The organism is Streptomyces sp. V3I7, assembly GCF_030817495.1.
In the GTDB taxonomy this organism is placed as follows: Bacteria; Actinomycetota; Actinomycetes; order Streptomycetales; family Streptomycetaceae; genus Streptomyces.
Genome location: NZ_JAUSZK010000001.1, coordinates 6,132,037 through 6,152,941, shown reverse-complemented (window position 1 = coordinate 6,152,941; position 20,905 = coordinate 6,132,037). Strand labels below are relative to the sequence as shown.

The window sequence follows — 20,905 nt, the reverse complement described above, 5'->3', positions numbered from 1 at the left end:
AGAACACCTCCAGAAGGTATCGGACAGGACCTGCCAATGCGCTTACTGAAAACGTTGTACCATGTCATCCAATGGATGACAAACATGATGTCGTCGAAAGGATGACGGCCCGGAAGGGCCGGAAGGAGGTGCCCATGGCAGCGGCCGACCAGCCGGTCCCTTCCGGCACCAGCGCCCAGAGCCCGGCTTCGTTCCTCGCCGCCGCAGCGGCACTGGAAACCATCGGCAACGCCCTGCGCGCCGCCGAGCACGAACCCCCGGACGACCCGACGGCCCGGGGCTCCGACCCGGAGCAGGCGCTGGCCTCCCTCCTGCTGCTGCGGCAGGTTCGCGAGCAGCTCGCCGGATGGGAAACGGGCCTGATCGAAACAGCCCGCCGCGCGGGTGCCAGCTGGGCCGATCTCGCTCACCCTCTCGGCGTCGCCAGCCGCCAGGCCGCCGAACGCCGCTACCTGCGCAACCGGCCCGGCCCTGCCGGAACCACCGCCGAACAACGCGTCCAGGCCGCCCGCGAACGTCGCGCCGCGGACCGCACCCTCGCCACCTGGGCCCGCCGCAACGCCGCCGACCTGCGCCGGATAGCCGGCCAGATCACCGGCCTCACCGGCCTCCCCACCGCCGCTCACATTCCGATCAGCCAACTCGACGCGGCCCTCGCCCAGGACGACCCCGCCGCCCTCATCCACCCCCTGAACGCCACCCGCCCCCACCTGACAAACACCCACCCCGACCTAGCCGCCCGACTCGACGCCCTCACGAACTCCGCCAATCCGGCGGCCACCACCCCTGACTGACCGCTGCACAGCGATGCAGGCAGCCGGACCTACGCGGCAGGCCCCGGCCCCGGACCAGGGTGCGGCTCTGGCCGTCGCTGATCACGGCGGTCTTCATGGTGTTCCATGTCTTCTTGCTGGAGACGAACGCGCAGCGGCCGGGCCGGTGGGCCTTCGGGCGGCGGGCCTGGTCCCGGTCCCGTCGATCCGCAAGGTCACGCCCTCCGCATCGACGTACGCGAACACATCGGCCAACGTTCGCAGGCAGGCGCAGTCCGGGCCGGCCGGGGACCGCGAAGCCGCGCTCGGCGGCGCTCACGATTGGCGGCCAGGACGGAAGCTCTCCTCCAGGAACGCCGAAACCGCCTCCGTGACGGCTGACCTCCTCCCACACCAACCTCGGCCCACTCATGGTGAAGGGGTACAACGGATCCCCTCTGCGCGCCTCAGTTGCCGGGGGTGCCGTCGAAGCCTCCGGGGCGGGCGATGGGCTGGGGCCCCTGGTCCGACGCACAATCAGCCGGGCGCCGCGAAGCACACACCGCCTGGTTCGCTTGATCCGCGCAAGCAAACACCCCTCACACCACCCGTTCCACCCCACCTCGAGATACAGGTTTCGCCAGGCCTAGTCAGCTTCGGTCGGGCTGATGCCGCCCCAATGCCGAATATACTGACAAGTAGTCAGGTTCGCGTCGGGCCGGACCTGACCGGCGGTATGCCTTTCACGAACGGGATCAGGGCCTGGCTGGCGTGGGCGTTGGCACCGAGATTCCGAGGGACAGGCGCAGACGGCCCGGTCCGCTCGGTGATCAGGTGGATCTTCGAGCCGTACTTGCTCCGGTCGACGGATTCGGGCCCGTCAGATCCCCGGACTACGCGGGCCAGTGGTAGCCGAGCGTGAAGTCGAGTACGACGGCGAAGGTCAGGTACATGGTCCAGAAAGCCGTGAGGATACGGAAGCCTCCCATGACGCGCTCGGCGACGCCGACGCCGACAGCGGTGAGGAACTTGCTCAGATAGACACCGAAGAGGCCGATGAAGAGCAGCCCGACGGGCCAGGCATTCGCTGAGAAGAACACCGTGGCGCCAAGGGCCGACAGGATCGTGTACGCCACAGCCAGTCCGGCGTTGACCCGCGGGTCGTTGCCGCGGTAGCGGTCCCAGCCGATGGCGAACCAGTGGATGCCATATGCGGAGAACGCCAGTGCGGCCATGTACAGGGGCGGGTCCTTGAACACCTGGAACCAGGTCAGGCCCACGAGGAGGATCACGCCGCTGAGAAACTGACAGAAACCCGGCATCCAGATTCCCCAGACGCCAAGGGCCCGATCCACCCGCTCGTCCCGGCGTGGCCAGCCGAACAGCTCCTGCGGGCCCCAGATGAGATAGCCGGTGCCGAGTCCGAAGAAGCCTAGAGCCAGCGGAGGATACGCCGAGGCAGTGAACGTTACTTCCATGACGGGCACTTTCCTCGGAGCCAAATGAGATGACGTCTCGCAACACCAGGCCGTCGACGTACACGCGACGGGCCCCCTACCTCGCTGGGCGGTGAGACGACGACGCGACGGGTGGGCATGCGTCCAGCCTCGCCCGGCGCCGCACACACCGCACGCCGAACTCCTCCGCCCGACGCCCCGAAACCACACCCGCACACGCCTGCTCCTGGCATGCGACGCGAGATCACGACGGCGCGCCCAGATGCCGAACCAAGCGGGCGTGCCCCGGGCAAGGCTGGACTTGCGCATGATAGGCAGCCATCTGGCTTTGGAGGTCACCAGCACCAGCAGCGGGGTAATCGCCAACGCGTTGGAGGCTCCGGAGACGGAGGGCGTGAACGTGACTGATGTAAAGCGGAAGCCGAAGCTGGACGCGCCCACGTCCTGACCGGATCGCACTGGACGTGCGCAGAAAAAGGGCCTCGGAGTGAGGAAACAGCGCAAGCGGCATGACAGGTGTCACCCCCAGGATGTGCCCCGAGGCACTCCAAGGCCGGCAACCCGTCCTCGTAGACTCGCCATCATGTTCAATTCGCGCAAAGCAGAACGAAATGATGCCTGGGAAGGCGTCGTCACCGACAAATCACGGGGCATGCTCGACGGCTCGAACATGTACCACTTCGTCGAGGTCCGCCTTACCGACGGTGAATCAGCCAAGGTCCGTATCAGCCGCCGTCTCTGGAATTCGATCGCGGTCGGCGATCGGATCGTCCAGCGGGCAGGCTCCGATCCGGTCAAGGAATAGCCCTGAATGCGGGCCGGGGGGGAGGACAGCGGCGTGCCCTCCGAGGGTTCGCCCCGCTCGCGCGAAGAGCCTCAGGGCCTGTTCCGGCACAGTCCGTCTGAGGTGCGGCGCGTGACCGGCGCCCGGGCGGTGGCCATCAGCACGACAATCCCGGGTAAGCCCCTCGGGATGTCTGTGTCCTGTCGACGCCGCACCACCGAGGGAAGGGCAGCCGCTGCCCGCGGGGATCGCCCGCGGGTGAGACGCTGGCCCTGACTTCCGCGCTCTGCTTCGGTGTGACCCACTTCGTGAACGGGCTTCTCTCCCTGAGAGCCGACGGCATCACCGTGGCTCTCCATGCACAGCTCGGCGGGAGTCTGAGCTGGTGCTGGCGCTGTCGTACTCCGGTGGTGCCGCGTCGGCGGCTCGGCTCCGTTCGCGCGGGCGGGCCCCCCATCGCGTCGACGCCCTCCTCCGCCTTGCAGCTGGATTCACCAGACCCCGCTCACCTGCACTGATCAGGCGCCGTAGCTTTCCCGCGACCTGATCCGCCGGACAGGCCCTAGTAGTGCTTCGTTAGGTTCTGCTTCTGTCTCTGCGGCTGTTTCTTGGCAGGGTTCGGCCGCAGGTGGTGCAGGTGCCGGTCCAGCACTTCAGCAGGTCCTGGAGTGTGTCGAGGACCTGGTAGAGGGTCAGGCCGGCGTCTGGGCTTTTGGGTCGAGCCGCCTGAGGGTGAGGAAGGCCTGGGCTGCGGTGACGAGGGTGACGTGGTGGTGCCAGCCGCGCCAGGTGCGGCCCTCGAAGTGGTCCAGGCCCAGGCCATGCTTGAGTTCGCGGTAGTCGTGCTCGATCCGCCAGCGCATCTTCGCCCACCGCACCAGGTCGGCGATCGGGGTGCTGGCGGGCAGGTTGCTCATCCAGTAGCCGGTCGGCTCCGACGCGTCTTCGGGCTGCTCGACAAGCAGGGTCCGCAGCGGCAGCACTCCGTCCCAGCGGCTGCGTCCGCCAGCCTGTTCCTGCGCGGTGCGGGTGGCTTCCTTTCCCGACGGCCGCACTTTCAGCATGGCGAAACGCGAGGTCATCGCGCCTTTGCTGCCCTGCCGCCATGTGACCTCCTCGAAGCGGGTACCGGCGTCGATGAGGTCGGGCAGGGGCCGGGCAGGCCCGCGGTAACGGGGCAGGGTGGGCGGCCCCAGCCCGCCATAGGCAGGCTGAGACGGCTCAGCCGTCGCAGGCCGAGCGATCTCCTTGGGATCCACCGCCATCACGTAGGACCAGCCGCGTTCCTCCAGCGCGAGCCGGAAGGAGACGCTGCGGCCATAGCCTGCGTCCGCCACGATCACCGGCACCACCAGCCCCTGGCCGGCGAGCCGGTCCAGCAGGCCGAGTGCCAGACGTGTCTTGGACGCGTGCTCGACCTCGTCGGGCACCCCGGCCCGTCGGCGCCGCAGCTGGTCCCCCGCCCATTCCTCGGGCAGGAACAACTCCCACTCCAGCGGGCACGAGGCGGTGTCGGTGGCCGCGTGGACACTGACCGCGACCTGGCAGTTGGCCCGCTTGCCCAACGCTCCGCAGTACTGCCGGGCCACCCCGACCGACGCGGTGCCGCACTTGGGAAACGACACGTCGTCGACCACCCACACATCGGGAGCGATCACCTTGCACAGCCGCTCGGCGATCCGCCGCCGCACCGGCGACCACTCCCACGGCGATTGGTTCACGAACTGCTGCAGGGCCTGCATGTTCCCGTCCGGCAGCCGTTCCGCCATCGGCTGGACCGACTTCCGGCGGCCGTCCAGCATCAGACCCCGCAGATAACACTCGCCCCAGCGGCGTTGATCCCGCCGCGGCACCGACCCGAACACATCGGCGACGAACTCCGCTAACTCACCCCGGAGCCGTTCCACTTCCCTCAACCTCATACCGGAAAGGCTGCCCACCACCAGACGAGATCACCCGACGTAACGAAGCACTACTAGGGCTCGTCCGGCGGATCATGGGCCGAGCCAGGGCCGGACCGAGGCGAGGGCCGGCCAGTGCCCTAATCGTGTTGACCGCCCCCGGCAGGCAGTGCTGGAGTCGGCACGTGGACAGCATCCCCGCCAACCGGCGGCTCTGGAACCAGATCAACAGCGCCTACCAGCACGAGCACGACCCGCAAATCGGCGCCACACCCCGGCTGTGGGGCATGTACTCCATCCCCGACGCGCACCTGCACGCCCTGGGCGACGTCACTGGCAAGCGCGTCCTCGAACTCGGCTGCGGCGCCGGCCAGTGGTCCAGGGCGCTCGCCGCCGAGGGCGCCACCATGGTCGGGCTCGACCTGTCCGAAGCCCAACTCGCCGCAGCGGCCCGCGCGATGGGAGCGGCCCGCTACCCGCTAGTGCAAGGCGCCGCCGAACAACTCCCCTTCGCCGCCGACAGCTTCGACTTGGTGTTCTGCGACTTCGGTGGGCTCAGCTGGGCGCCCCCACACCTGGCCGTCCCGCAGGCCGCACGCGTCTTGGGCCGAGGCGGGCGCCTGGTGTTCAACGTCGCCAGCCCATGGTTCGAAGCTTGCTACGACGAAGCCGCCAGCCGCGTGACCACGACGCTGCAGCAGGACTACTTCGGGCTGAACACCATCGCCGAAGACGACGGCGCGACCAGCTATCAGCTCACCTACGGCGACTGGGTCAAGGTCCTGCGCGGCGCGGGTCTCATCATCGACGACCTCATCGAGCCGCGGCCCGAACTCGGAACACCCAACGGCTACAACGAAACCGACCCACCCGACTGGGCACACCGCTGGCCGGCGGAACTGATCTGGGTAACCCACAAACCGTAAGTTCCGCCGCGCCGAGACGTGAAGGCACCCCCTCGCCGGGCAGGCCTGGGGGGTGTCTGGAGTTGTGATCTCTATTGCAGGGTCTCGCGGCTGATGTCGTAATCTCACGGGCTGTGTCGTACCGATGTCGTATACGACATCACCGTGAGACTAGGTGGTGTTTCGAAGTGACGGAGTCACTTGCCGTGGGGACGTCAGCTGGCACCACGGCAGGTTCTCGGCGTGTTCGTGGTGAGGACAGCGACGACGTGGTGGGAGCACTGAGGTTCTGCTATCCGCACCGCTACCCAAATCACCTTGAGACAGTCCCTGGCGCGTGGGGTGCTGCTGCTCAGCGCCTCGTCTCGTACCTGGTCAGGACCACGCCGCCGGGAAACGTCCGCGTCTCCACCAGGTTCAGGTTCACCCAGCTGTCCAGCGCGGTGAAGAACGGCGTGCCGCCGCCCACCAGGACCGGATAGGTGGCGATCGCGTACTCGTCGATCAGCCCGGCGCGCATGGCCGACCCGGCGAGCGTTGCGCCGCCGATGTTCATTGGTCCGCCGTCCTCGGCCTTGAGCCGGGTGATCTCGGCGATCGCGTCGCCGGTGACCAGGCGGGTGTTCCAGTCGACCTTGTCGATCGTCGAGGAGAACACCACCTTCGGCGTGTCCCGCCAGTTCCGCGCGAACTCGATCTCCGCAGGGGTGGCGTTGGGCTGCTGGTCGCCGGTCGGCCAGTAGGAGCTCATCGTCTCCCATAGCTTGCGCCCATACAGCGACAGGCCACTCGCCTGTTCGTGATCGAGCCACCACTGGAACAGCTCGTCGCTTGGCGGGCCGCTCCAGCCGATGTCGTCGCCGGCCGCGGCGATGTAGCCGTCCAGGGTCAGGTTCATGCCGTAGATCAGTTTCCGCATGGCCCAGCCTTCCGTCCGTGGGCGTCCGGCGTATAGACCAGCGCGGCGTGGGAAACTCATCGGTGCGCGATCTGGGCTCGCCGGTAGTCCTCGTGCTCGGGGCTCAGCGTGGTGCACTCGGCCGACACGGGCAAGCCGCCTGATCTCGCCCTCGCCCTCGCGAGGAAGTGCCACGGATTTGAGACTGCCGCCCAATGGCCATCCTGGTCACGGCCGGGCAGGCCGGCGACAGCCCTCAATTCGTTCCTGTCCTGGAACGGATCCGGATCCGCCAGCCGGTCGGCAGGCGCCGCACCCGGCCCGGCGACGGTCGCCGGGGACGAGGCCTACTCATCCCGAAAAACCGAGCCTACCTGCGCAGACGCGGAATCAAAGCCGTGATCTCCGAGCCGCGGGACCAGGCCGCGAAACGGGAGAAAAGGGCCGGTCAGGCGGCCGACCGGTCACCTGCGATCCCGACCTCTACCGCGAGCAGAACACCGTCGAACGCGGCATCAACAAGATCAAAGCATGGTGGGGCCTCGCCACCCGCTACGACGAAGACCCCGCCAACTACCAGGCCGGACTCGAACTCCGCGCCGCACTCCTCTGGATCCGCAGCCTCCAACCCAACCACTGATCACAACGCCAGACAGGCCCTAGTCCTCCCGCCCCCACGCCCTCAGCTTCTCCGGGTTGCGGACTGCCCAGATACGGGTGACGCGCCCGTCGGAGACGTCGAACGCGGCTACGGTCGCGACGACGCCGGCGCGCTGGGCCACCAGGCCCGGCACGCCGTTGACCGACCGCTCCAGGAGTTCGAGTCCCGGCGCCTTGTCGGCGATGGCGACCATGTACCGGGCGATGCGCGCGCCGCCCTCGACCGGGCGCAGGGCGGCGCCGGCCATTCCGCCCCCGTCGGCGGTCATCACGGCGGCCGGGTCGAGGAGACCGACGAGAGCCGCGATGTCCTTGGTCTCCCAGGCCTCTTTGACGTGCTTCACGACGTCGGCCCGGCCAGTCACCGGTGACGGCGCCGGCGTCGTCACCGGAGCACGCGCGGCACTCACTCGCCGCCGCGCGGAGGACGCCAGTTGCTTGCAGGCCGCCGGGGTCCGGCCGAGAACGCCGGCGATCTCGGCGAACGGGTACCGGAAGACGTCGTGCAGGACGAACGCCACCCGCTCGGCGGGCGTCATCGACTCCAGGACGACGAGGAAGGCCATGGCCACGGACTCGTCCAGGACGATCTGGTCGGCGGGGTCCCCGGGGCCGGCCAGGTCGGTGCCGTCCGCGTGTTCCAACTCCGTGCGGTCGGGCAGCGGTTCGGGCAGCCATGCGCCGACGTAGCGTTCGCGGCGGGCTCGTGCCGAGCCGAGCAGGTCCAGGCAGATACGGCCGGTCACCGTCGTCAGCCAGGCTCCGGGCGAGATGATCTCCTCCCGGCGGCTTCGTGGCAGCCCGTACCAGCGTGCGTACGCATCCTGTACGGCGTCCTCGGCCTCAGTCACCGAACCGAGCAACCGGTAGGCAACGTTGATGAGTTGGCCCCGCTCGCCGGCTATCTCATCCGTGCTGGTCCCGACACTTCCCATGCTTCCGGCCGCCCCCTCGCCTTACCTTTCGCAGGCCCGCGTCGTCGGGCTGGTGAGACCTTATCGATCTACTGCCCGAGAGGCAGACCTACTGCCCGAGAGGCGGAAACGGGGGCGGCGACATGGCCACTCAGATGACGACGGCGACGGCGAACGCACAGCGCGGTGGTTCCTCGTTCCTGCGGATCGCCATCGCCCTGCAGACCCTGACCATCTTCCTCCAGGCGGTCTCCGCCGGGCTGTTGCTGACCGCGCACTACGGAGAGACGCTGCACAGCGTCGGAGCGCGCGTGATGTACGGGGCGTCGATGCTGTACGTCCTCGCGGCGGTGCTGGCGTGGAAGCCGGGCGGCGGCTCGCCCCGCCCTGTCTGGCACGCCACCGGTTTCCTCGCGCTCGCCTCGATCCAGGTCGTCCTCGGCATCGCACACGTCCCGTCGGTCCATCTCCCCCTGGGCGTCCTGATGTTCGGCCTGAGCGTGCTGGCGCTGGCCCGGCGTTGAGGTCCGAGCGTCCCCGCTTCAGGGCGCCGGGTCGATGTTCTGGTTGGCGTGGAAGAGGTTGTACGGGTCGTACGTCCGCTTGACCTGCGCAAGCCGGTCGTAATGGTCGCCGTAGGTGGCCCGGACCCGTTCCTGGCCCTCGCCCTCACCCATGAAGTTCACGTACGAACCGCCCATCGAGTACGGGTGTATGTCCCGCCAGTAGTCGACGCACCACTCCTTGATGGCACCGGCGTTGGCCGGATCGGGGTCGATGCCTGCGAAGACGCCGGACCAGACGGCGTCGCGGTAGCTCCAGGCGGTGTCGTCGGGGCCCGGGCGGTGGGCGGCCGCGTCGACCGGGTAGAGGTGCATCAGCGAGAGGGGGGTCGGCAGCTTCTCGCCGTACTCGAGGTGGACGCCCATGGCCGGGTCGGGGATGCGGTCGAAGAAGTCGCCGCGCCAGTACCACTGGTAGCCGGTGGGGATCAGCTCGTCGAAGAGGCTCTGCAGGATGGGATAGGGCATGGGCGCCGTGAAGTGGAAGTCCGGCGTTCCCGGCTCGTCGACCACGGTGAGGTCTTCCTCGAAGCCGTCCAGGTCCCCGGTGTGGCACCAGACGATGCCGCACATCTTCTTGCCGTGGAGTTCCTCGGGGAACGGCGGGCCGGGCGGGATCGTGAGCAGCATGAAGAAGCCGTACACGTCCTCGGGGGCCTGGGGCAGGTACTCGCGGTACCACGCCAGCACGTCGCGGGTCTTCTCGACGGGCCAGACGGTGATCCCGACGCCGACGGTGTCCACCGGGTGGAGCTGGTACGTGAAGGAGGTGACGACGCCGAAGTTGCCGCCGCCACCGCGCAGGGCCCAGAACAGGTCCGGGTGCTCGGTCTCGCTCGCGGTGATGTAGCTGCCGTCGGCCAGGACGACGTCCGCGGCCAGCAGGTTGTCCACGGTCAGGCCGTACTTGCGGGTGAGGTAGCCATGGCCGCCGCCGAGGGTCAGACCTCCCACGCCCGTCATCGAGACGATGCCCGCGGGGGTGGCCAGCCCGAAGGCGTGCGTGGCGTGGTCGAGGTCGCCGAGCCGACTGCCGGCGCCCACCTGGGCGGTCCGCGCGTCGGGGTCGACATGCACCCAGCGCATCGGCGCCAGGTCGATGGTGACGCCGCCGTCCACCAGGCACAGCCCGGGACCGCTGTGCCCGCCGCCGCGCACGGCGAGTTCCAGGCCGTTGTCCCGGATGAAGGCGAGCGCCGCCATGACGTCACCGGCGTCCCGGCACTCGATGAGAGCGGCGGGACGCTTGTCGATCATCGCGTTGTACACCTTGCGTGCCTCGGTGTAGTCGGGGTCGTGCGGCCCGATGACCGGTCCGCGCAGCTCAGCCCGCATCAGGTCCAGGATCGCGCTCTCCATGGTGATCTCCTAGGAGACGACGACGAACCCGGGTCCACCGCCGGCCGCCGGGTGAGAGGTTCTCGCCGAGGTCTTTCGCACGTCATCCGGCCCCACGTCCGGATCCCCGGTGCCGCCGTCCAGCCCTCGGTCGCCCCGGCCGCCGCTGACCGATCGGGCACCGACACCTGCCGCTCGCGAACGCCCACCGCTCCGAAAGGCGCACGCCGAACGCCGCAAGCCTGATGCGACCAGCGTCCCGCCGATCGCGGGACCTCGCAATTCAAGCGTTTCGCGGGCCTGCGGCCGAGTGGGGCGTGATCACGCTCGTTCCCGTGGTCCGCGACCACCAGCCACGCCCCCAGCCCCCTCCCCTAACCCCCTCCCCCAACACTCCAGCACCCCCAACTTCCCATCCCTGCCCGGAATCGGGCAGGGATCGGCGACAAAACCAACCGCACCTCGTATCGTGCGCTCGTGATCAAACCCATTGACCTCGTGATCTTCGACTGCGACGGCATCCTCGTCGACAGCGAACCCGTAGCCGTACGCGTCGAAGCGGCCGCCCTCGCCGAACTCGGCTGGAAGCTCACCGAGGCAGAGATTGTCGACCGGTTCGTCGGGCGGAGCACGGCGTCGATGACCAAGGAGATCGAGGCCCACCTCGGCCGCAGCCTGCCGCCCGGCTGGGCGGACTCGGTCGAGGCCCGCCATCGCGAGGCATTCCGCACCGAGTTGAAGCCCGTCGACGGTATCGCCGAGGCTCTGGACGCCCTCCATCACGTACCCACCTGCATCGCCTCCAGCGGAACCCACGAGAAGATGCGGTTCACCCTCGGACTCACCGATCTTTACTCGCGCTTCGAAGGCCGCCTGTTCAGCGCGACCGAGGTGGAGCGGGGCAAGCCGGCCCCCGATCTGTTCCTCCACGCGGCGCGCCGGATGGGCGTCGCACCCGACCGGTGCGCGGTGGTCGAGGACAGTCAGTACGGCGTACAGGCAGCGCGCGCGGCAGGGATGCGGGCCTTCGGGTACGCCGGCGGTCTGACCCCCGCACCGTGGCTCGAAGGACCCGCCACCGTCGTCTTCGACGACATGCGCAAACTCCCGGCCCTCCTGACCGCGGCCTGAAAACAAGGGCAGAAGAGCACTGCGGGCACCACCCGAGAAGAAGCACGAGCAAAGGACGAGCACAGTGGAGATAGCGGCAGACGATCTCTCCGGACCCGAGATCGCCAGATTCCTCGATGAACACGTGCAGCAACTGCGCGCCCTCTCACCCCCGGAGAGCAAGCACGCCCTCGGCCTCGACGCGCTCCGCAAGCCCGAGGTCACCTTCTGGGCTGTCAGAGACGGCGGCACCGTGGTGGGCTGCGGCGCGATCAAACGGCTGGACCCGGACCACGCCGAACTCAAATCGATGCGCACCGCCCCGACACGGGAACGAAGCGGAATCGCCTCGCGGCTACTGGCGCACATCATCACGCAAGCCCAGTGCATGGGTTTCATCAGGCTGAGCCTGGAAACCGGAACGGACGCGTTCTTTCTGCCCGCCAGGAGGCTGTACGAGAAGTTCGGCTTCACTCCCTGCGAACCGTTCGCGGACTACCGCAGCGACCCCAACAGTACGTTCATGACACGGGCCCTCTGAAACGCCGACGGCGGCGGCGCTCGCCGTGATGCCCGAAACCCAGCGTCTATGACGGTACGTCAGTATCCGTCCCGGAGTTTTACGCCGTCGAGGGCGGGCGGCTAGGGTTCCGCGTTGCCCGCCCCGCGTCCCGCAAGAGGTACGACGGGATGCGATGGGCCCATAATCCAGTCCCCGAGCTGCCGGAGGGGCACTCAGTGGCACGCACCACCCAGGTAAACGGCCGACAGCGGAGCACGCTGCCGGATCAACGCAGTGCGGACGCGAACGGCGTGGCCGATCCGGCGAAGCCCCCACAGGCCGGGCCAGGTGACGCGCCGAAGCCATCGAAGCAGCCGAAGCAGCGGGACTCGTTCTTCGACAACGCCAAGTACCTGGCGATCGTGCTCGTCGCGTGCGGCCACAGCTGGGAGCCCCTGCGCGACACCAGCCGGGCGGCCGCGGCGCTCTACATGCTGGTCTACACGTTCCACATGCCGGCGTTCATCGTCATATCCGGCTACTTCTCGCGCAGCTTCGACTTCCGCCCGGACCGGGTGAAGCGGCTGATCACGGGCATAGCCGTGCCGTACGTGGTCTTCGAGATCGCGTACACCTTCTTCAAGCGCTGGGCCGACGACGACCCGGGCCAGAAGATCACCCTGCTCAACCCCTGGTACCTCACCTGGTTCCTGATCGCGCTCTTCGTCTGGCGGCTGACGACGCCGCTGTGGAAGGTCGTCCGCTGGCCCGTGCCGGTCGCCCTGGCCATCGCGGCGATGGCGGCGGCGTCGCCCGAGGTCGGCAACGACCTCGACCTCCAGCGCGTACTGCAGTTCCTGCCGTTCTTCGTGCTCGGCCTGTGCCTGAAGCCGGAGCACTTCCAGATCGTCCGCACCTGGCGGATGCGCGTCATCGCGCTGCCGGTCTTCGCCGCCGCGCTCGTCTTCGCCTACTGGGCCGCCCCGCGCATGAACGCCGCCTGGTTCTACCGCCGTGACAGTGCCCAGGAGCTGGGCGCCCCCTGGTGGACCGGCGGCGTGATGACGCTCGCGATGTTCGGCTGCTCGCTGGTCCTCGTCGCCTGCTTCTTCGCCTGGGTGCCGGGGCGGAAGGCGTGGTTCACCGCCCTCGGCGCCGGGACCCTGTACGGCTACCTGCTGCACGGCTTCATCGCCAAGGGCGCCCGTTTCTGGGGCTGGTACGACGACTACGCCTGGATCCGGACGCCGTACGGCGCCATCATCGTGACCGTGTTCGCCGCCACCCTGATCACCGTGCTGTGCACCGCACCGGTGCAGCGGGTCTTCCGCTTCGTGATGGAACCCAAGATGGAGTGGGCCTTCAAGCCGGACGCGGCGGAAGCGGCCCGCAAGCGCGTGGCTGCCGGTACGGCCGCCCCGCGGGCCTGAGCACCGGACCCATTGCCGTCGCGCCCTCGGACCCGGCCGTCGCCCGACTGGACCGGCCGTCGCCCGACCGAACTCGGCCGCCGTCGGAGGGCGTGGCGGGGTCAGTGGACTCCCTGGTGGTCGGCGGGCAGTTTCAGCCGCAGTTCGTATCCGCCGTCGGCCGTGGGGCCGGACGTGACGGCGCCGCCGAGGAGTTCGGCCCGCTGCCGCAGACCCACCAGACCGTGGTGGGCGCTGGGCAGCGGGAGCGCGACGCGGGTCGGGGCGGTGTTGGTGACGACCGTGTGGACGGAGCCGCCCCGCTTCTGGATGCGGATGGTGGCCGTCGCGCCCGGGGCGTGCTTGCGCACGTTGGTCAGGGCCTCCTGGACGGTCCGGTAGACCGCCCGCTGGACGGTGGGCGGGAGATCCTCCAGGAGGTCCGTCTCCAGTTTCGCCTCGATGCCGCTGTTCGCGACCAGGCCTCGCAGGTCTGCGAGCAAGGGCTGCGGGGTCAGCTCCGTGGGGCGGCTGCCGGAGGCGCGCAGCACGTTGACCATGTGCCGCAGTTCGTCGAGCGTCTGCACGCTGAGCCGGCGGATCGTGCCCGCGGCCTCCCGCACCTCGGCGTCCTGACTGCTCACCTGAAGCGCCCCCGCCTGCACGGCGATGAGGCTGACCTGGTGCGAGACGACGTCGTGCATCTCCCGGGCGAGCTGCGCGCGTTCCTTCGCGAGGACGCTCTGTGCAATCAGCGACCTCTCGTGCTCGCGCGCCTCGGAGATCTCGGTGAGCCGCAGGGACAGGTCGCGCCGGGCCTGTACGAGCTGGCCCAGGAAGACCGGGGCCGCCGCCGTCGCCACCGTGTAGCTGAGGTGGAAGAGGTTGTCGCTCCGGGTGAACTGGACGGACTTCACGTTCGACCACGGCCAGGGCAGGAAGTCGCCGGCCGCGAAGACGAGCGCGCAGCCGGCCAGCAGGAAGCGGTTGCGGCTGAGCGAGGCCAGGGAGTACAGCGCGGCGGTGGTCGCGATCACCGCGTCGGAGATCAGGGCGGTCGGCAGGGTCAGGACGAAGGTCGTGAGCGGCAGCCGGTGGCGCAGCAGCAGGGCGCAGGCGGCGACCAGCGAGATCGACAGGGCCGGCTCGTCCCCGAGGTCGATGTGCACCAGCGTGTCCGCCAGCGAGATCCCGACCAGGACCAGGTCGACCAGCAGGGCCTTCGCCCTCCGGGACGTCACCGGGCGTCCTCGCCGTCGCCCTGGGACGGGGTGAGCAGTCCCGCGCGCTCGGCGATGAGCGCCGCCTGGACCCGGCTGCCGACCTCCAGCTTGCCGAGCACGGCGCTGACATGGCCCTTGACCGTGCCGGTCCCGAGGTGCAGCCGGTCCCCGATGTCGTTGTTGGCAAGACCCTCGGCCATCAGCACCAGGACGGCCCGCTCACGCTCGGTCAGCCGGTCCGTGAGGCGCACGGCGGACGGCTCGCGCAGACCGGCGTCGAGGTAGCCGTCCACCACCGTGCGGGCGACCTTGGACGACAGCACCGGGCCGCCCTCGGCCAGCGACCGTACGAGGTGCGGCAGCTGCTCGGGGTCGGTGTCCTTGAGCAGGAACCCGGCGGCGCCCGAGCGCAGGGCGGTGGCGACGTACTCGTCGGTGTCGAAGGTGGTGAGCATGGCCACGACCGGCGCGTCCGGCATGCGGCGCAGGTCGGCGAGGACGGTGAGGCCGTCCACGTCCGGCATCCGGATGTCCAGCAGGACGACGTCCGGCCGGAGCTCGCGTACCGTCCGGATGGCCTCGCCGCCCGAGACCGCGCCCACGACCTCGATGCCGTCCGCCGCGCTGAGGATGTGCGAGAACCCCATGCGGACCAGCGCTTCGTCGTCGACCACCAGGACCCGGATCACGCGCGCTCCACTCGTCGCAGGTTTCCGGAGGATCCGTACCACTGAGGGAGCCGCCCGCCCGGCGGGCGGCTCCCGATTCCCTCCGGTTGGCGGGCCGGTCCCAGCCGATTGGCACGCGCGGCCGCGCCGCAGACCACGTACGGAAGCGGATCAGGCAGGCACGACGAGCTCGATCAGCTTCCGGGCCGTACCGGCGGGATCGACGGTCTGGTGGAGGTGCGCGCCGGGCAGATGGGCCACCCGCCAGCCGCGTTCGCGGGCGTCGGCGGCGAGGTCGTCGTACGGCGGGCCGAACAGCACGTAGGAACAGGGGTGGTCGTCCCAGCCGTCGGGGACCGGGACATGCTGCTCGTAGTACGAGAGCGGCAGGCTCGGCTGCTCCTCGACGACCGTCCGCCGCACCGCCGGATCGGTGAACATCGGGGCGACGTCCGCCTCGTCCCACCAGTCGGTCCAGCGCGGCAGCCTGCCGTTCACCGCCATCGGCCGGAGGAACTCCAGCAGCTCGGGCGGGGCGACCGGAGTCGGTCCCCGGCGGGCCGGCAGCGCGGCGTCGACGAAGACGGAGCCGGTCACGGGCCGGTCGAGGCCCGCGCGGATCGCCGGAAGGAACAGGCCCGCGTTGCTGTGGGCCACCAGGATGACGGGGCTGTCGGGCCCGACCGGCCGCAGGTCGTCGCGTACGGCGTCCACGACACGGGGCCAGAACGGCGGAGCTCCCTCGCCCACGTGCAGCAGGGACGGCACCCGCACCTCGTGTCCCGCCGCTCTGAGGTGGTCGGCGACAGGGTGCCAGGTCGAGGGACCGACGGACGGGCTGTGCACCAGAACGAAGATCGGCTGCATGGGCCGATCCTCGCGCCCGGGACGCAGGAGACGCGAGCGATTCAGCCGACGGCGTCGGCGCGCGCCGCCCCGCGGGTGGCTCCGGCCGTCACGGCCGAGGTCAGCCGAAAAGCCGCCAGTACTTGATCTTGACGGGGCCGCTCATCGCCCCGGTGTGAGCCGCGAGGCTGTTGACGCGGTTCGCGTACTCGCGACGGGCCTTGCGCTGCGCCGGGATCGCTGCGGCGTTGTCGAGCGGCCGGCAGCGGTCGAGGAGTTGGCGGTGTACCGCCGGGATGGCGCTGACGCGCAGGGTGCAGCCCTGGCCATGCCATACGGTGACGCCCTGGCCGAGGGCGGCGCGCTCGGCGGGTTCCAGCTCGGTGGCGCGGAGGACGTCGGCGACCTTGCCCGGCATGTCGAGGGTGACCGGTAGCTCGGGGGCCGGGACGTACTGGTGGCCGGGGTGGTGGGCTCGGGCATGAGGTCGACGACGGCGGGTTCATTGGACGCCCTGGCCGTCCTCCGTGTCGTCATTCGATCCTTTGACGACATGCACCGCAGCTTCCGGGGCGGGTGCCCGTATGGGGTACGGGCCCGGCGAGCTGCGGCTGCGCCGTGTGGGCGCGAGTGACCGGAAACGATGCCGCAGGCAGGCAGCGGCGGTGCCCGAGGGCCCCGGCTGCGTGCCCGCCGGGATGGTGTGTCAGAGCATGGCGAGCCGGTCCACCAGCAGCTCCACCCTCCGCTCGGTGTCCTCCCGCGGCAGCCGTCCCGCTCGGGTCAGAGTGGCCAGCCCGTGCAGGGCCGCCCAGAACACCTCGGTGAACAGTGCCGGGTGGACGCCGTCCCCGGCGACCTCGCCGAGGCTTTCCAGCAGGGCGGCGAAGGCGTCCTTCAGCGGCTCCGGAGTGTCCGCGTGCGCGAACGCCAGGCCGCCGTCGAGCTCGAACATGGCGTCGTAGACCGCCGGGTTGCGCTCGGCGAAGTCGAGGTAGGTGCGGGCGAGGGCGGTGACCCGGGTGCGAGGTCCGTCCGCGGCGGAGGTCGCGGCCCGCAGCGCCGCGGCCATCTCGGCGGCACCCTCGAGGGCGGCGGCGCCGATGATCTCGCGCTTGCCGCGGAAATGGCTGTAGAGGACGGGCTGGCTGTATTCGATGCGCTCGGCGAGCCGGCGGGTGGTGACCGCGTCCCAGCCCTGCTGCTCGGCGAGTTCGCGGGCTGTCGCCACGATGAGGCGCTCGCGGTCCGCCCGTTCGCGCTGCTTGCGTTCCTGTACCGACATGACTGGATCCTAGCATCGCTAGACAATCGAGCGGCAGCAGCACTAGCGTTGCCTCATCGGCTAGCGGCGCTAGATCCCAGGAGGGGGCACCATGCTCAACGCACTCGAGGTCTTCACCATCGTGGCCGTCGGCCTGATGGTGGGGGTGGAGTTCTCCGTCGCCTTCGTCATCAACCCGATCCTCGACGCACTCCCCGGCGACAGTGACCAACTCGGCCGCACCCACGGCGGCCGGATGCTCGGCGCCGTGATGCCGGTCTGGTACATCACCTCGCTCATCCTCGTCGCGGTCTGGGCCCTCGCCGGATGGAACCACCACGGCACCGGCCTCGTCGTCACCGCCGGCGCGCTGCTGATCCTCAGCGTGATCATGTCGCTCCTGCTGCTCGTCCCGATCAACAACCGGGGCAAGAACTGGACCCCCGAGAACCGGCCCGAGGACTGGAAGGAGCAGATGAACCGCTGGGACCGCTTCCACTACGTCCGCGTCGCCGTCATCATCGCCGCCTTCGCCCTGCTGGTCGCCGCCCTCATCTGAGCCCGTCGGCCGATACCGAGGCACGCAGTTGAAGTCCGGCGAGGTAGCTGTCAGGGGTCTTGTCTTAGCGGGCCGCGATGCCCCGCCACGCCTTGAGCTTGTTGATCAGGCGCTCGACGGTGTTCCTCTCCTTGTGACCGAGGCCACGCTGGCCGCCCTCGACGGCGTCGCCGACGTCGACACCGTCATGCGCGCCGTGGAGACTGTCAGCGCCTACTTCACCGGCGCGATCAGGCGCGAGATCGCGAACCTGCGGGCCGAGCGCGCCACACGCCTGTCCAAGCTCGACTGGCAGCGCGTCTCCGGCCCGCATGTGACGAGAATGCTGGCCACGGGCCGCTTCCCGGCGCTGGCCAAGGCCGTGTACGACGGCACGGACGTGGACGCCGAGGCATCCTTCGCGACCGGCCTGGACTGGGTCCTCGACGCCGTGGCCGCCAAACTCGTCCTGCCGCCGGCGTGACACCCAACGCCTGCCGAGGGTGAGCGGGTTCGGGGTCGGTGTCCACGGTCCGTGCGGGCTTGCGCCGCCACCACTTCATGACGTTGGTGCCGCCATCCGGACGCGACCGCCCACATCGTCGGCTGGGTGCGCTCCGGAAGGCCCGGTCTCGCCGATCCGCCCGCAGTCCTCGACCTGTTACGCCGCCGGTCCCGTCGCCCGGGACTCACTTCCCGGGCTGCTGAACCCGGCCGCTCCCCGCGGCCCAGGCGGCTCGGCGCGGGCTGACCACGATCGGTGCGTACGGGCGTCCCTCGTGAGCGAACTGCTCGCGGACGCCGCAGCCGAGGCGGACGCCCCAGGAGCCGTGTCGCCAGGCGAGCGAGACGACGGACAAGGGCGCCACGGGAAGATGCCAGAAGGCCCTCGCGGGTACGCCCAGGGCGTGGACCAGCGCGGCTCGGACGACGGCGGCCTCGGTGATGGCCACCGCGTGGCCCGTGTCGGAGGCCACGATGTTCAGCCAGTTCGCGGTCCGGCGGCAGAGCTCGCGTACGGAGTCGCCGCCGGGCGGGGCGGCATCCGGATCCGTGAGCCAGTTGCTGAACGCGACGGGGTCGGTCGCCACGAGATCAGGGACGGTACGCCCGGACCACTCGCCCAGGTCGATGTCGCGCAGCGCGGGCTCGGACGCGGCGACGAGGCCGACGGCTTCGGCGGTCTGGGCGCACCGGTTGGAGGGGGCGCGGACGGCCAGTCCATGGGGAGGAAGCGCGGCTCCCACGACGGCTGCCTCGTGCAGGCTGCGCCGGCTCAGCGGAGCATCGCCGCCGAGGAAGGGATCGAGGGTGGCGTCACCACCGGGCGCACACAGCAACGTCAGGCGGATCGTCATAAGCCTGCCTCCTTCCGGACCCGGAACGAATCCGGGAGCGTGGGGCCGTGAAGGGCGGGTACCGAAGGCCGGGCGTTCTGCCCGCGGCTCCCCTGCTGTCCTGCTGAACGGCTGTCCTGTCTCACGGCTCACGCTGTGTCGTGACGCATGTACCTCAGGGTCCCCGGTGGCCGGGCACCGCGACATCCGGCAAGTGACCGAAGCCGCCCTGCCGACTGGCCGACGTACCCCCGCCACGCGGCCGAACCGGGACGCGCTGCCGCCCGTCCGTCACGCATCGTGCGCGGTCCCCGTGTCCGGGGCGGGCGGCTGTTCCGGACACGGGGACCTGTGACGCTGGTAGTGACGAGCCGCCCGGGCGCGGTTTCCGCAGGACGGCTTGCACCATCCCTGGCGTCCGTGGGCCTTGACGAAGTAGCGCACGCAGCGCGGAGCGGTGCAGGCGCGCAGCCGCTCGCGCTGCGGTCCGCTCAGGAAGTCGACAGCCGCGCGGGCCAGGGCCGCCATGAGCCGGATCTCCGGATCGTCCTCCGTCGATCGCAGGAGGGTGGTGGGGTGCGTGCCGGACGGCCAGTGCAGCTGCGGAACGACCGATTCACGGGCGGCTACGGCGTTGACGCGGGCCATCGCCTCGTCGGCCGGCATCAGCCGATGGGCGTCCGCCGGGCTCGGGGGCGCCGGGCTGACCGCTCGTGCGAACAGCGTGCGGACCGCGCGCCGCAGCTCGACGATCTCGCTCCTGAGCCCCTCCCCCGCCTCGATGTCCGCGGCGGACGAGACGTGGGCGGCCAGCAGGCCGGACTGTGCCCGGATCCACTGGGTCGTTCCCTGCACGGTGGCGAGGTCGTCCGTTACGCCGCCGTCCCCGTCGTAGCGGATCGTGCTCGCCAACTCCAATGCCAGCCAGCGCTCCATCGACGCCTCCTTCCGTTGCCGACCGTCGACTACTTGATCACCTGCGCGCGCCCACCCTAGAGTCTCTAACGGAAAAACAAGAACTTCCGTTAGACCGTCGGTCCGCGAGAACAGCGGCCCGGGCCGCCCGGCCGCCCTGGGAGGGGATGGATCATGACACTGCTGCTTGCCCAGATCAGCGATCTGCACTTGGACGGCAGCGAGCGGGCCACCCGACGCGCGCGCCGCGTCATGGACTACCTGCGAGCCCTGCCGGGCCCGGTCGACGCCCTGCTGGTCACCGGGGACATCGCCGACCACGGCGCGGAGGCGGAGTACGAGGAGGCGGCGCGCCTGCTCGACGCGCCCTTCCCGGTGCTCACCTGCCCCGGCAACCACGACAGCCGTCCGGCCTACCGCAAGGCCCTGCTCGGCGAGACCCCGGACCCGGCTCCCGTCAACCGGATCCACCACGTCGCCGGGACCGCCGTCCTGATGTGCGACTCCACGATCCCCGGCCACGACGAGGGGCGCCTCGACGCCGAGACGCTCGACTGGATCGAGACCCGACTCGCCGAACTGCCCCGGGACACCACGGTGTTGATCGCCTTCCACCAGCCCCCGGTCGAGTTGCACCACCCCCTGCCGGACTCCTCGTTGCTCGAACAGCCCGAGCAACTGGCCGCGTTGCTCGACGCGTACCCCCAGGTCGTCGCCGTCCTGACCGGGCACGCCCACACCGCGGCCGCCACGACCTTCGCAGGCCGTCCCCTGATCGTCGGACCAGCCGTCACCTGGACGCTGCGCATGCCCTGGGAGGGCGACGACGCCGCCGACCGCGAGCAGCCGCCCGGTCTCGCCTTCCACATCCTGGGCGACGACCGACGCCTGACGACGCACTACCGCGTCGTGGTCTGACCC

At 69.9% G+C, this 20,905-nt stretch carries 22 protein-coding genes and 3 pseudogenes; 11 read left to right on the top strand and 14 right to left on the bottom strand.

Annotation, left to right across the window (positions count from 1 at the left end):
- The first annotated feature begins 134 nt into the window (after positions 1 to 134).
- Positions 135 to 794, top strand: a complete 660-nt coding sequence (locus QFZ74_RS28480) for a type III effector protein (RefSeq protein ID WP_307623707.1) — start codon at positions 135 to 137, stop codon at positions 792 to 794.
- Positions 795 to 849: 55 nt separating this feature from the next.
- On the opposite strand, the pseudogene QFZ74_RS28475 reads toward QFZ74_RS28480, so the two are convergent.
- The 3 genes and pseudogenes from QFZ74_RS28475 to QFZ74_RS28465 all read right to left on the bottom strand — a co-directional run.
- Positions 850 to 1,083 (bottom strand): annotated as a pseudogene (locus QFZ74_RS28475) (IS5/IS1182 family transposase); the annotation flags it as partial.
- 377 nt (positions 1,084 to 1,460) lie between these two features.
- Positions 1,461 to 1,642 (bottom strand): annotated as a pseudogene (locus QFZ74_RS28470) (IS5/IS1182 family transposase); the annotation flags it as partial.
- A gap of 3 nt (positions 1,643 to 1,645) precedes the next feature.
- A complete protein-coding gene (locus tag QFZ74_RS28465; protein ID WP_307623706.1) occupies positions 1,646 to 2,230 on the bottom strand; it encodes a hypothetical protein in 585 nt (194 codons plus the stop codon).
- A gap of 562 nt (positions 2,231 to 2,792) precedes the next feature.
- Between QFZ74_RS28465 and QFZ74_RS28460 the strand changes: the two genes are divergently transcribed.
- Complete coding sequence (locus QFZ74_RS28460; RefSeq protein ID WP_307623705.1) at positions 2,793 to 3,014, top strand: hypothetical protein; 222 nt, start codon at positions 2,793 to 2,795, stop codon at positions 3,012 to 3,014.
- Between the two features lie 671 nt (positions 3,015 to 3,685).
- Here QFZ74_RS28460 and QFZ74_RS28455 read toward each other — a convergent pair.
- Positions 3,686 to 4,915, bottom strand: coding sequence for an IS701 family transposase (locus QFZ74_RS28455; RefSeq protein WP_307619560.1), 1,230 nt, complete (start codon positions 4,913 to 4,915; stop codon positions 3,686 to 3,688).
- Between the two features lie 164 nt (positions 4,916 to 5,079).
- On the opposite strand from QFZ74_RS28455, the gene QFZ74_RS28450 reads away from it, so the two are divergent.
- Positions 5,080 to 5,820 carry a class I SAM-dependent methyltransferase gene (locus QFZ74_RS28450; RefSeq protein WP_307623704.1) on the top strand — a complete coding sequence of 247 codons (741 nt, stop codon included), beginning with the start codon at positions 5,080 to 5,082 and terminating at the stop codon, positions 5,818 to 5,820.
- 331 nt (positions 5,821 to 6,151) lie between these two features.
- On the opposite strand, the gene QFZ74_RS28445 is transcribed toward QFZ74_RS28450, so the two are convergent.
- Entirely contained in the window at positions 6,152 to 6,718 is a 567-nt protein-coding gene (locus tag QFZ74_RS28445) for a dihydrofolate reductase family protein (RefSeq protein ID WP_307623703.1), read from the bottom strand.
- Between the two features lie 185 nt (positions 6,719 to 6,903).
- Between QFZ74_RS28445 and QFZ74_RS28440 the strand changes: the two are divergent.
- Positions 6,904 to 7,337, top strand: a pseudogene (locus tag QFZ74_RS28440) (transposase); the annotation flags it as partial.
- 19 nt (positions 7,338 to 7,356) lie between these two features.
- Here the strand turns inward: QFZ74_RS28440 and sigJ are convergent.
- Positions 7,357 to 8,292: an RNA polymerase sigma factor SigJ gene (gene sigJ / locus QFZ74_RS28435; protein ID WP_307623702.1), complete on the bottom strand. Its 936-nt coding sequence runs from the start codon at positions 8,290 to 8,292 to the stop codon at positions 7,357 to 7,359.
- 122 nt (positions 8,293 to 8,414) lie between these two features.
- Here sigJ and QFZ74_RS28430 point away from each other — a divergent pair, with 122 nt between their 5' ends.
- Positions 8,415 to 8,795 carry a hypothetical protein gene (locus QFZ74_RS28430; RefSeq protein WP_307623701.1) on the top strand — a complete coding sequence of 127 codons (381 nt, stop codon included), beginning with the start codon at positions 8,415 to 8,417 and terminating at the stop codon, positions 8,793 to 8,795.
- 18 nt (positions 8,796 to 8,813) lie between these two features.
- On the opposite strand, the gene QFZ74_RS28425 is transcribed toward QFZ74_RS28430, so the two are convergent.
- Positions 8,814 to 10,193 (bottom strand): FAD-binding oxidoreductase, encoded by a 1,380-nt coding sequence (locus QFZ74_RS28425; protein ID WP_307623700.1) that lies wholly within the window; start codon positions 10,191 to 10,193, stop codon positions 8,814 to 8,816.
- A 456-nt stretch (positions 10,194 to 10,649) separates the two neighbouring features.
- On the opposite strand from QFZ74_RS28425, the gene QFZ74_RS28420 reads away from it, so the two are divergent.
- The 3 genes from QFZ74_RS28420 (at position 10,650) to QFZ74_RS28410 (ending at position 13,214) form a co-directional block, all read left to right on the top strand.
- Positions 10,650 to 11,303 (top strand): HAD family phosphatase, encoded by a 654-nt coding sequence (locus tag QFZ74_RS28420; protein ID WP_307623699.1) that lies wholly within the window; start codon positions 10,650 to 10,652, stop codon positions 11,301 to 11,303.
- Positions 11,304 to 11,367: 64 nt separating this feature from the next.
- Entirely contained in the window at positions 11,368 to 11,823 is a 456-nt protein-coding gene (locus QFZ74_RS28415) for a GNAT family N-acetyltransferase (RefSeq protein ID WP_307623698.1), read from the top strand.
- Between the two features lie 197 nt (positions 11,824 to 12,020).
- Entirely contained in the window at positions 12,021 to 13,214 is a 1,194-nt protein-coding gene (locus QFZ74_RS28410; RefSeq protein WP_307623697.1) for an acyltransferase family protein, read from the top strand.
- Between the two features lie 101 nt (positions 13,215 to 13,315).
- Here the strand turns inward: QFZ74_RS28410 and QFZ74_RS28405 are convergent, their stop codons facing one another.
- The 5 genes from QFZ74_RS28405 to QFZ74_RS28385 form a co-directional block, all read right to left on the bottom strand.
- Positions 13,316 to 14,434, bottom strand: coding sequence for a sensor histidine kinase (locus QFZ74_RS28405; protein WP_307623696.1), 1,119 nt, complete (start codon positions 14,432 to 14,434; stop codon positions 13,316 to 13,318).
- Positions 14,431 to 15,105: a response regulator transcription factor gene (locus QFZ74_RS28400; protein ID WP_307623695.1), complete on the bottom strand. Its 675-nt coding sequence runs from the start codon at positions 15,103 to 15,105 to the stop codon at positions 14,431 to 14,433. The genes QFZ74_RS28405 and QFZ74_RS28400 overlap by 4 nt, the downstream gene beginning before the upstream one ends.
- 150 nt (positions 15,106 to 15,255) lie before the next feature.
- Complete coding sequence (locus QFZ74_RS28395; RefSeq protein ID WP_307623694.1) at positions 15,256 to 15,951, bottom strand: alpha/beta hydrolase; 696 nt, start codon at positions 15,949 to 15,951, stop codon at positions 15,256 to 15,258.
- Between the two features lie 100 nt (positions 15,952 to 16,051).
- A complete protein-coding gene (locus QFZ74_RS28390) occupies positions 16,052 to 16,348 on the bottom strand; it encodes a hypothetical protein (protein WP_307623693.1) in 297 nt (98 codons plus the stop codon).
- A 288-nt stretch (positions 16,349 to 16,636) separates the two neighbouring features.
- Positions 16,637 to 17,215 carry a TetR/AcrR family transcriptional regulator gene (locus QFZ74_RS28385; RefSeq protein WP_307623692.1) on the bottom strand — a complete coding sequence of 193 codons (579 nt, stop codon included), beginning with the start codon at positions 17,213 to 17,215 and terminating at the stop codon, positions 16,637 to 16,639.
- A 91-nt stretch (positions 17,216 to 17,306) separates the two neighbouring features.
- Between QFZ74_RS28385 and QFZ74_RS28380 the strand changes: the two genes are divergently transcribed.
- Positions 17,307 to 17,753: a DUF1772 domain-containing protein gene (locus QFZ74_RS28380; protein ID WP_307623691.1), complete on the top strand. Its 447-nt coding sequence runs from the start codon at positions 17,307 to 17,309 to the stop codon at positions 17,751 to 17,753.
- A 133-nt stretch (positions 17,754 to 17,886) separates the two neighbouring features.
- The gene (locus QFZ74_RS28375) at positions 17,887 to 18,216 is read left to right on the top strand and encodes a TetR/AcrR family transcriptional regulator C-terminal domain-containing protein (RefSeq protein WP_373462445.1); all 330 of its coding nucleotides are present in this window, start codon (positions 17,887 to 17,889) and stop codon (positions 18,214 to 18,216) included.
- Positions 18,217 to 18,421: 205 nt separating this feature from the next.
- On the opposite strand, the gene QFZ74_RS28370 is transcribed toward QFZ74_RS28375, so the two are convergent.
- Both QFZ74_RS28370 and QFZ74_RS28365 read right to left on the bottom strand, forming a co-directional pair.
- Positions 18,422 to 19,090: a histidine phosphatase family protein gene (locus tag QFZ74_RS28370; protein ID WP_307623690.1), complete on the bottom strand. Its 669-nt coding sequence runs from the start codon at positions 19,088 to 19,090 to the stop codon at positions 18,422 to 18,424.
- Between the two features lie 270 nt (positions 19,091 to 19,360).
- Positions 19,361 to 20,005, bottom strand: a complete 645-nt coding sequence (locus QFZ74_RS28365) for an ABATE domain-containing protein (protein ID WP_307623689.1) — start codon at positions 20,003 to 20,005, stop codon at positions 19,361 to 19,363.
- A 153-nt stretch (positions 20,006 to 20,158) separates the two neighbouring features.
- Here QFZ74_RS28365 and QFZ74_RS28360 point away from each other — a divergent pair, with 153 nt between their 5' ends.
- On the top strand, positions 20,159 to 20,902 hold the full coding sequence (locus QFZ74_RS28360) for a metallophosphoesterase (RefSeq protein ID WP_307623688.1): 744 nt from the start codon (positions 20,159 to 20,161) through the stop codon (positions 20,900 to 20,902).
- Positions 20,903 to 20,905: the final 3 nt, after the last annotated feature.

Bases quoted from the DNA above. Each gene is read 5' to 3' on its own strand.
- QFZ74_RS28480 (WP_307623707.1), top strand. From the start codon at position 135: ATGGCAGCGGCCGACCAGCCGGTCCCTTCCGGCACCAGCGCCCAGAGC.
- QFZ74_RS28465 (WP_307623706.1), bottom strand. From the start codon at position 2,230: ATGGAAGTAACGTTCACTGCCTCGGCGTATCCTCCGCTGGCTCTAGGC.
- QFZ74_RS28460 (WP_307623705.1), top strand. From the start codon at position 2,793: ATGTTCAATTCGCGCAAAGCAGAACGAAATGATGCCTGGGAAGGCGTC.
- QFZ74_RS28455 (WP_307619560.1), bottom strand. From the start codon at position 4,915: ATGAGGTTGAGGGAAGTGGAACGGCTCCGGGGTGAGTTAGCGGAGTTC.
- QFZ74_RS28445 (WP_307623703.1), bottom strand. From the start codon at position 6,718: ATGCGGAAACTGATCTACGGCATGAACCTGACCCTGGACGGCTACATC.
- sigJ (WP_307623702.1), bottom strand. From the start codon at position 8,292: ATGGGAAGTGTCGGGACCAGCACGGATGAGATAGCCGGCGAGCGGGGC.
- QFZ74_RS28430 (WP_307623701.1), top strand. From the start codon at position 8,415: ATGGCCACTCAGATGACGACGGCGACGGCGAACGCACAGCGCGGTGGT.
- QFZ74_RS28425 (WP_307623700.1), bottom strand. From the start codon at position 10,193: ATGGAGAGCGCGATCCTGGACCTGATGCGGGCTGAGCTGCGCGGACCG.
- QFZ74_RS28395 (WP_307623694.1), bottom strand. From the start codon at position 15,951: ATGCAGCCGATCTTCGTTCTGGTGCACAGCCCGTCCGTCGGTCCCTCG.
- QFZ74_RS28390 (WP_307623693.1), bottom strand. From the start codon at position 16,348: ATGCCGGGCAAGGTCGCCGACGTCCTCCGCGCCACCGAGCTGGAACCC.
- QFZ74_RS28385 (WP_307623692.1), bottom strand. From the start codon at position 17,215: ATGTCGGTACAGGAACGCAAGCAGCGCGAACGGGCGGACCGCGAGCGC.
- QFZ74_RS28380 (WP_307623691.1), top strand. From the start codon at position 17,307: ATGCTCAACGCACTCGAGGTCTTCACCATCGTGGCCGTCGGCCTGATG.
- QFZ74_RS28370 (WP_307623690.1), bottom strand. From the start codon at position 19,090: ATGACGATCCGCCTGACGTTGCTGTGTGCGCCCGGTGGTGACGCCACC.
- QFZ74_RS28365 (WP_307623689.1), bottom strand. From the start codon at position 20,005: ATGGAGCGCTGGCTGGCATTGGAGTTGGCGAGCACGATCCGCTACGAC.
- QFZ74_RS28360 (WP_307623688.1), top strand. From the start codon at position 20,159: ATGACACTGCTGCTTGCCCAGATCAGCGATCTGCACTTGGACGGCAGC.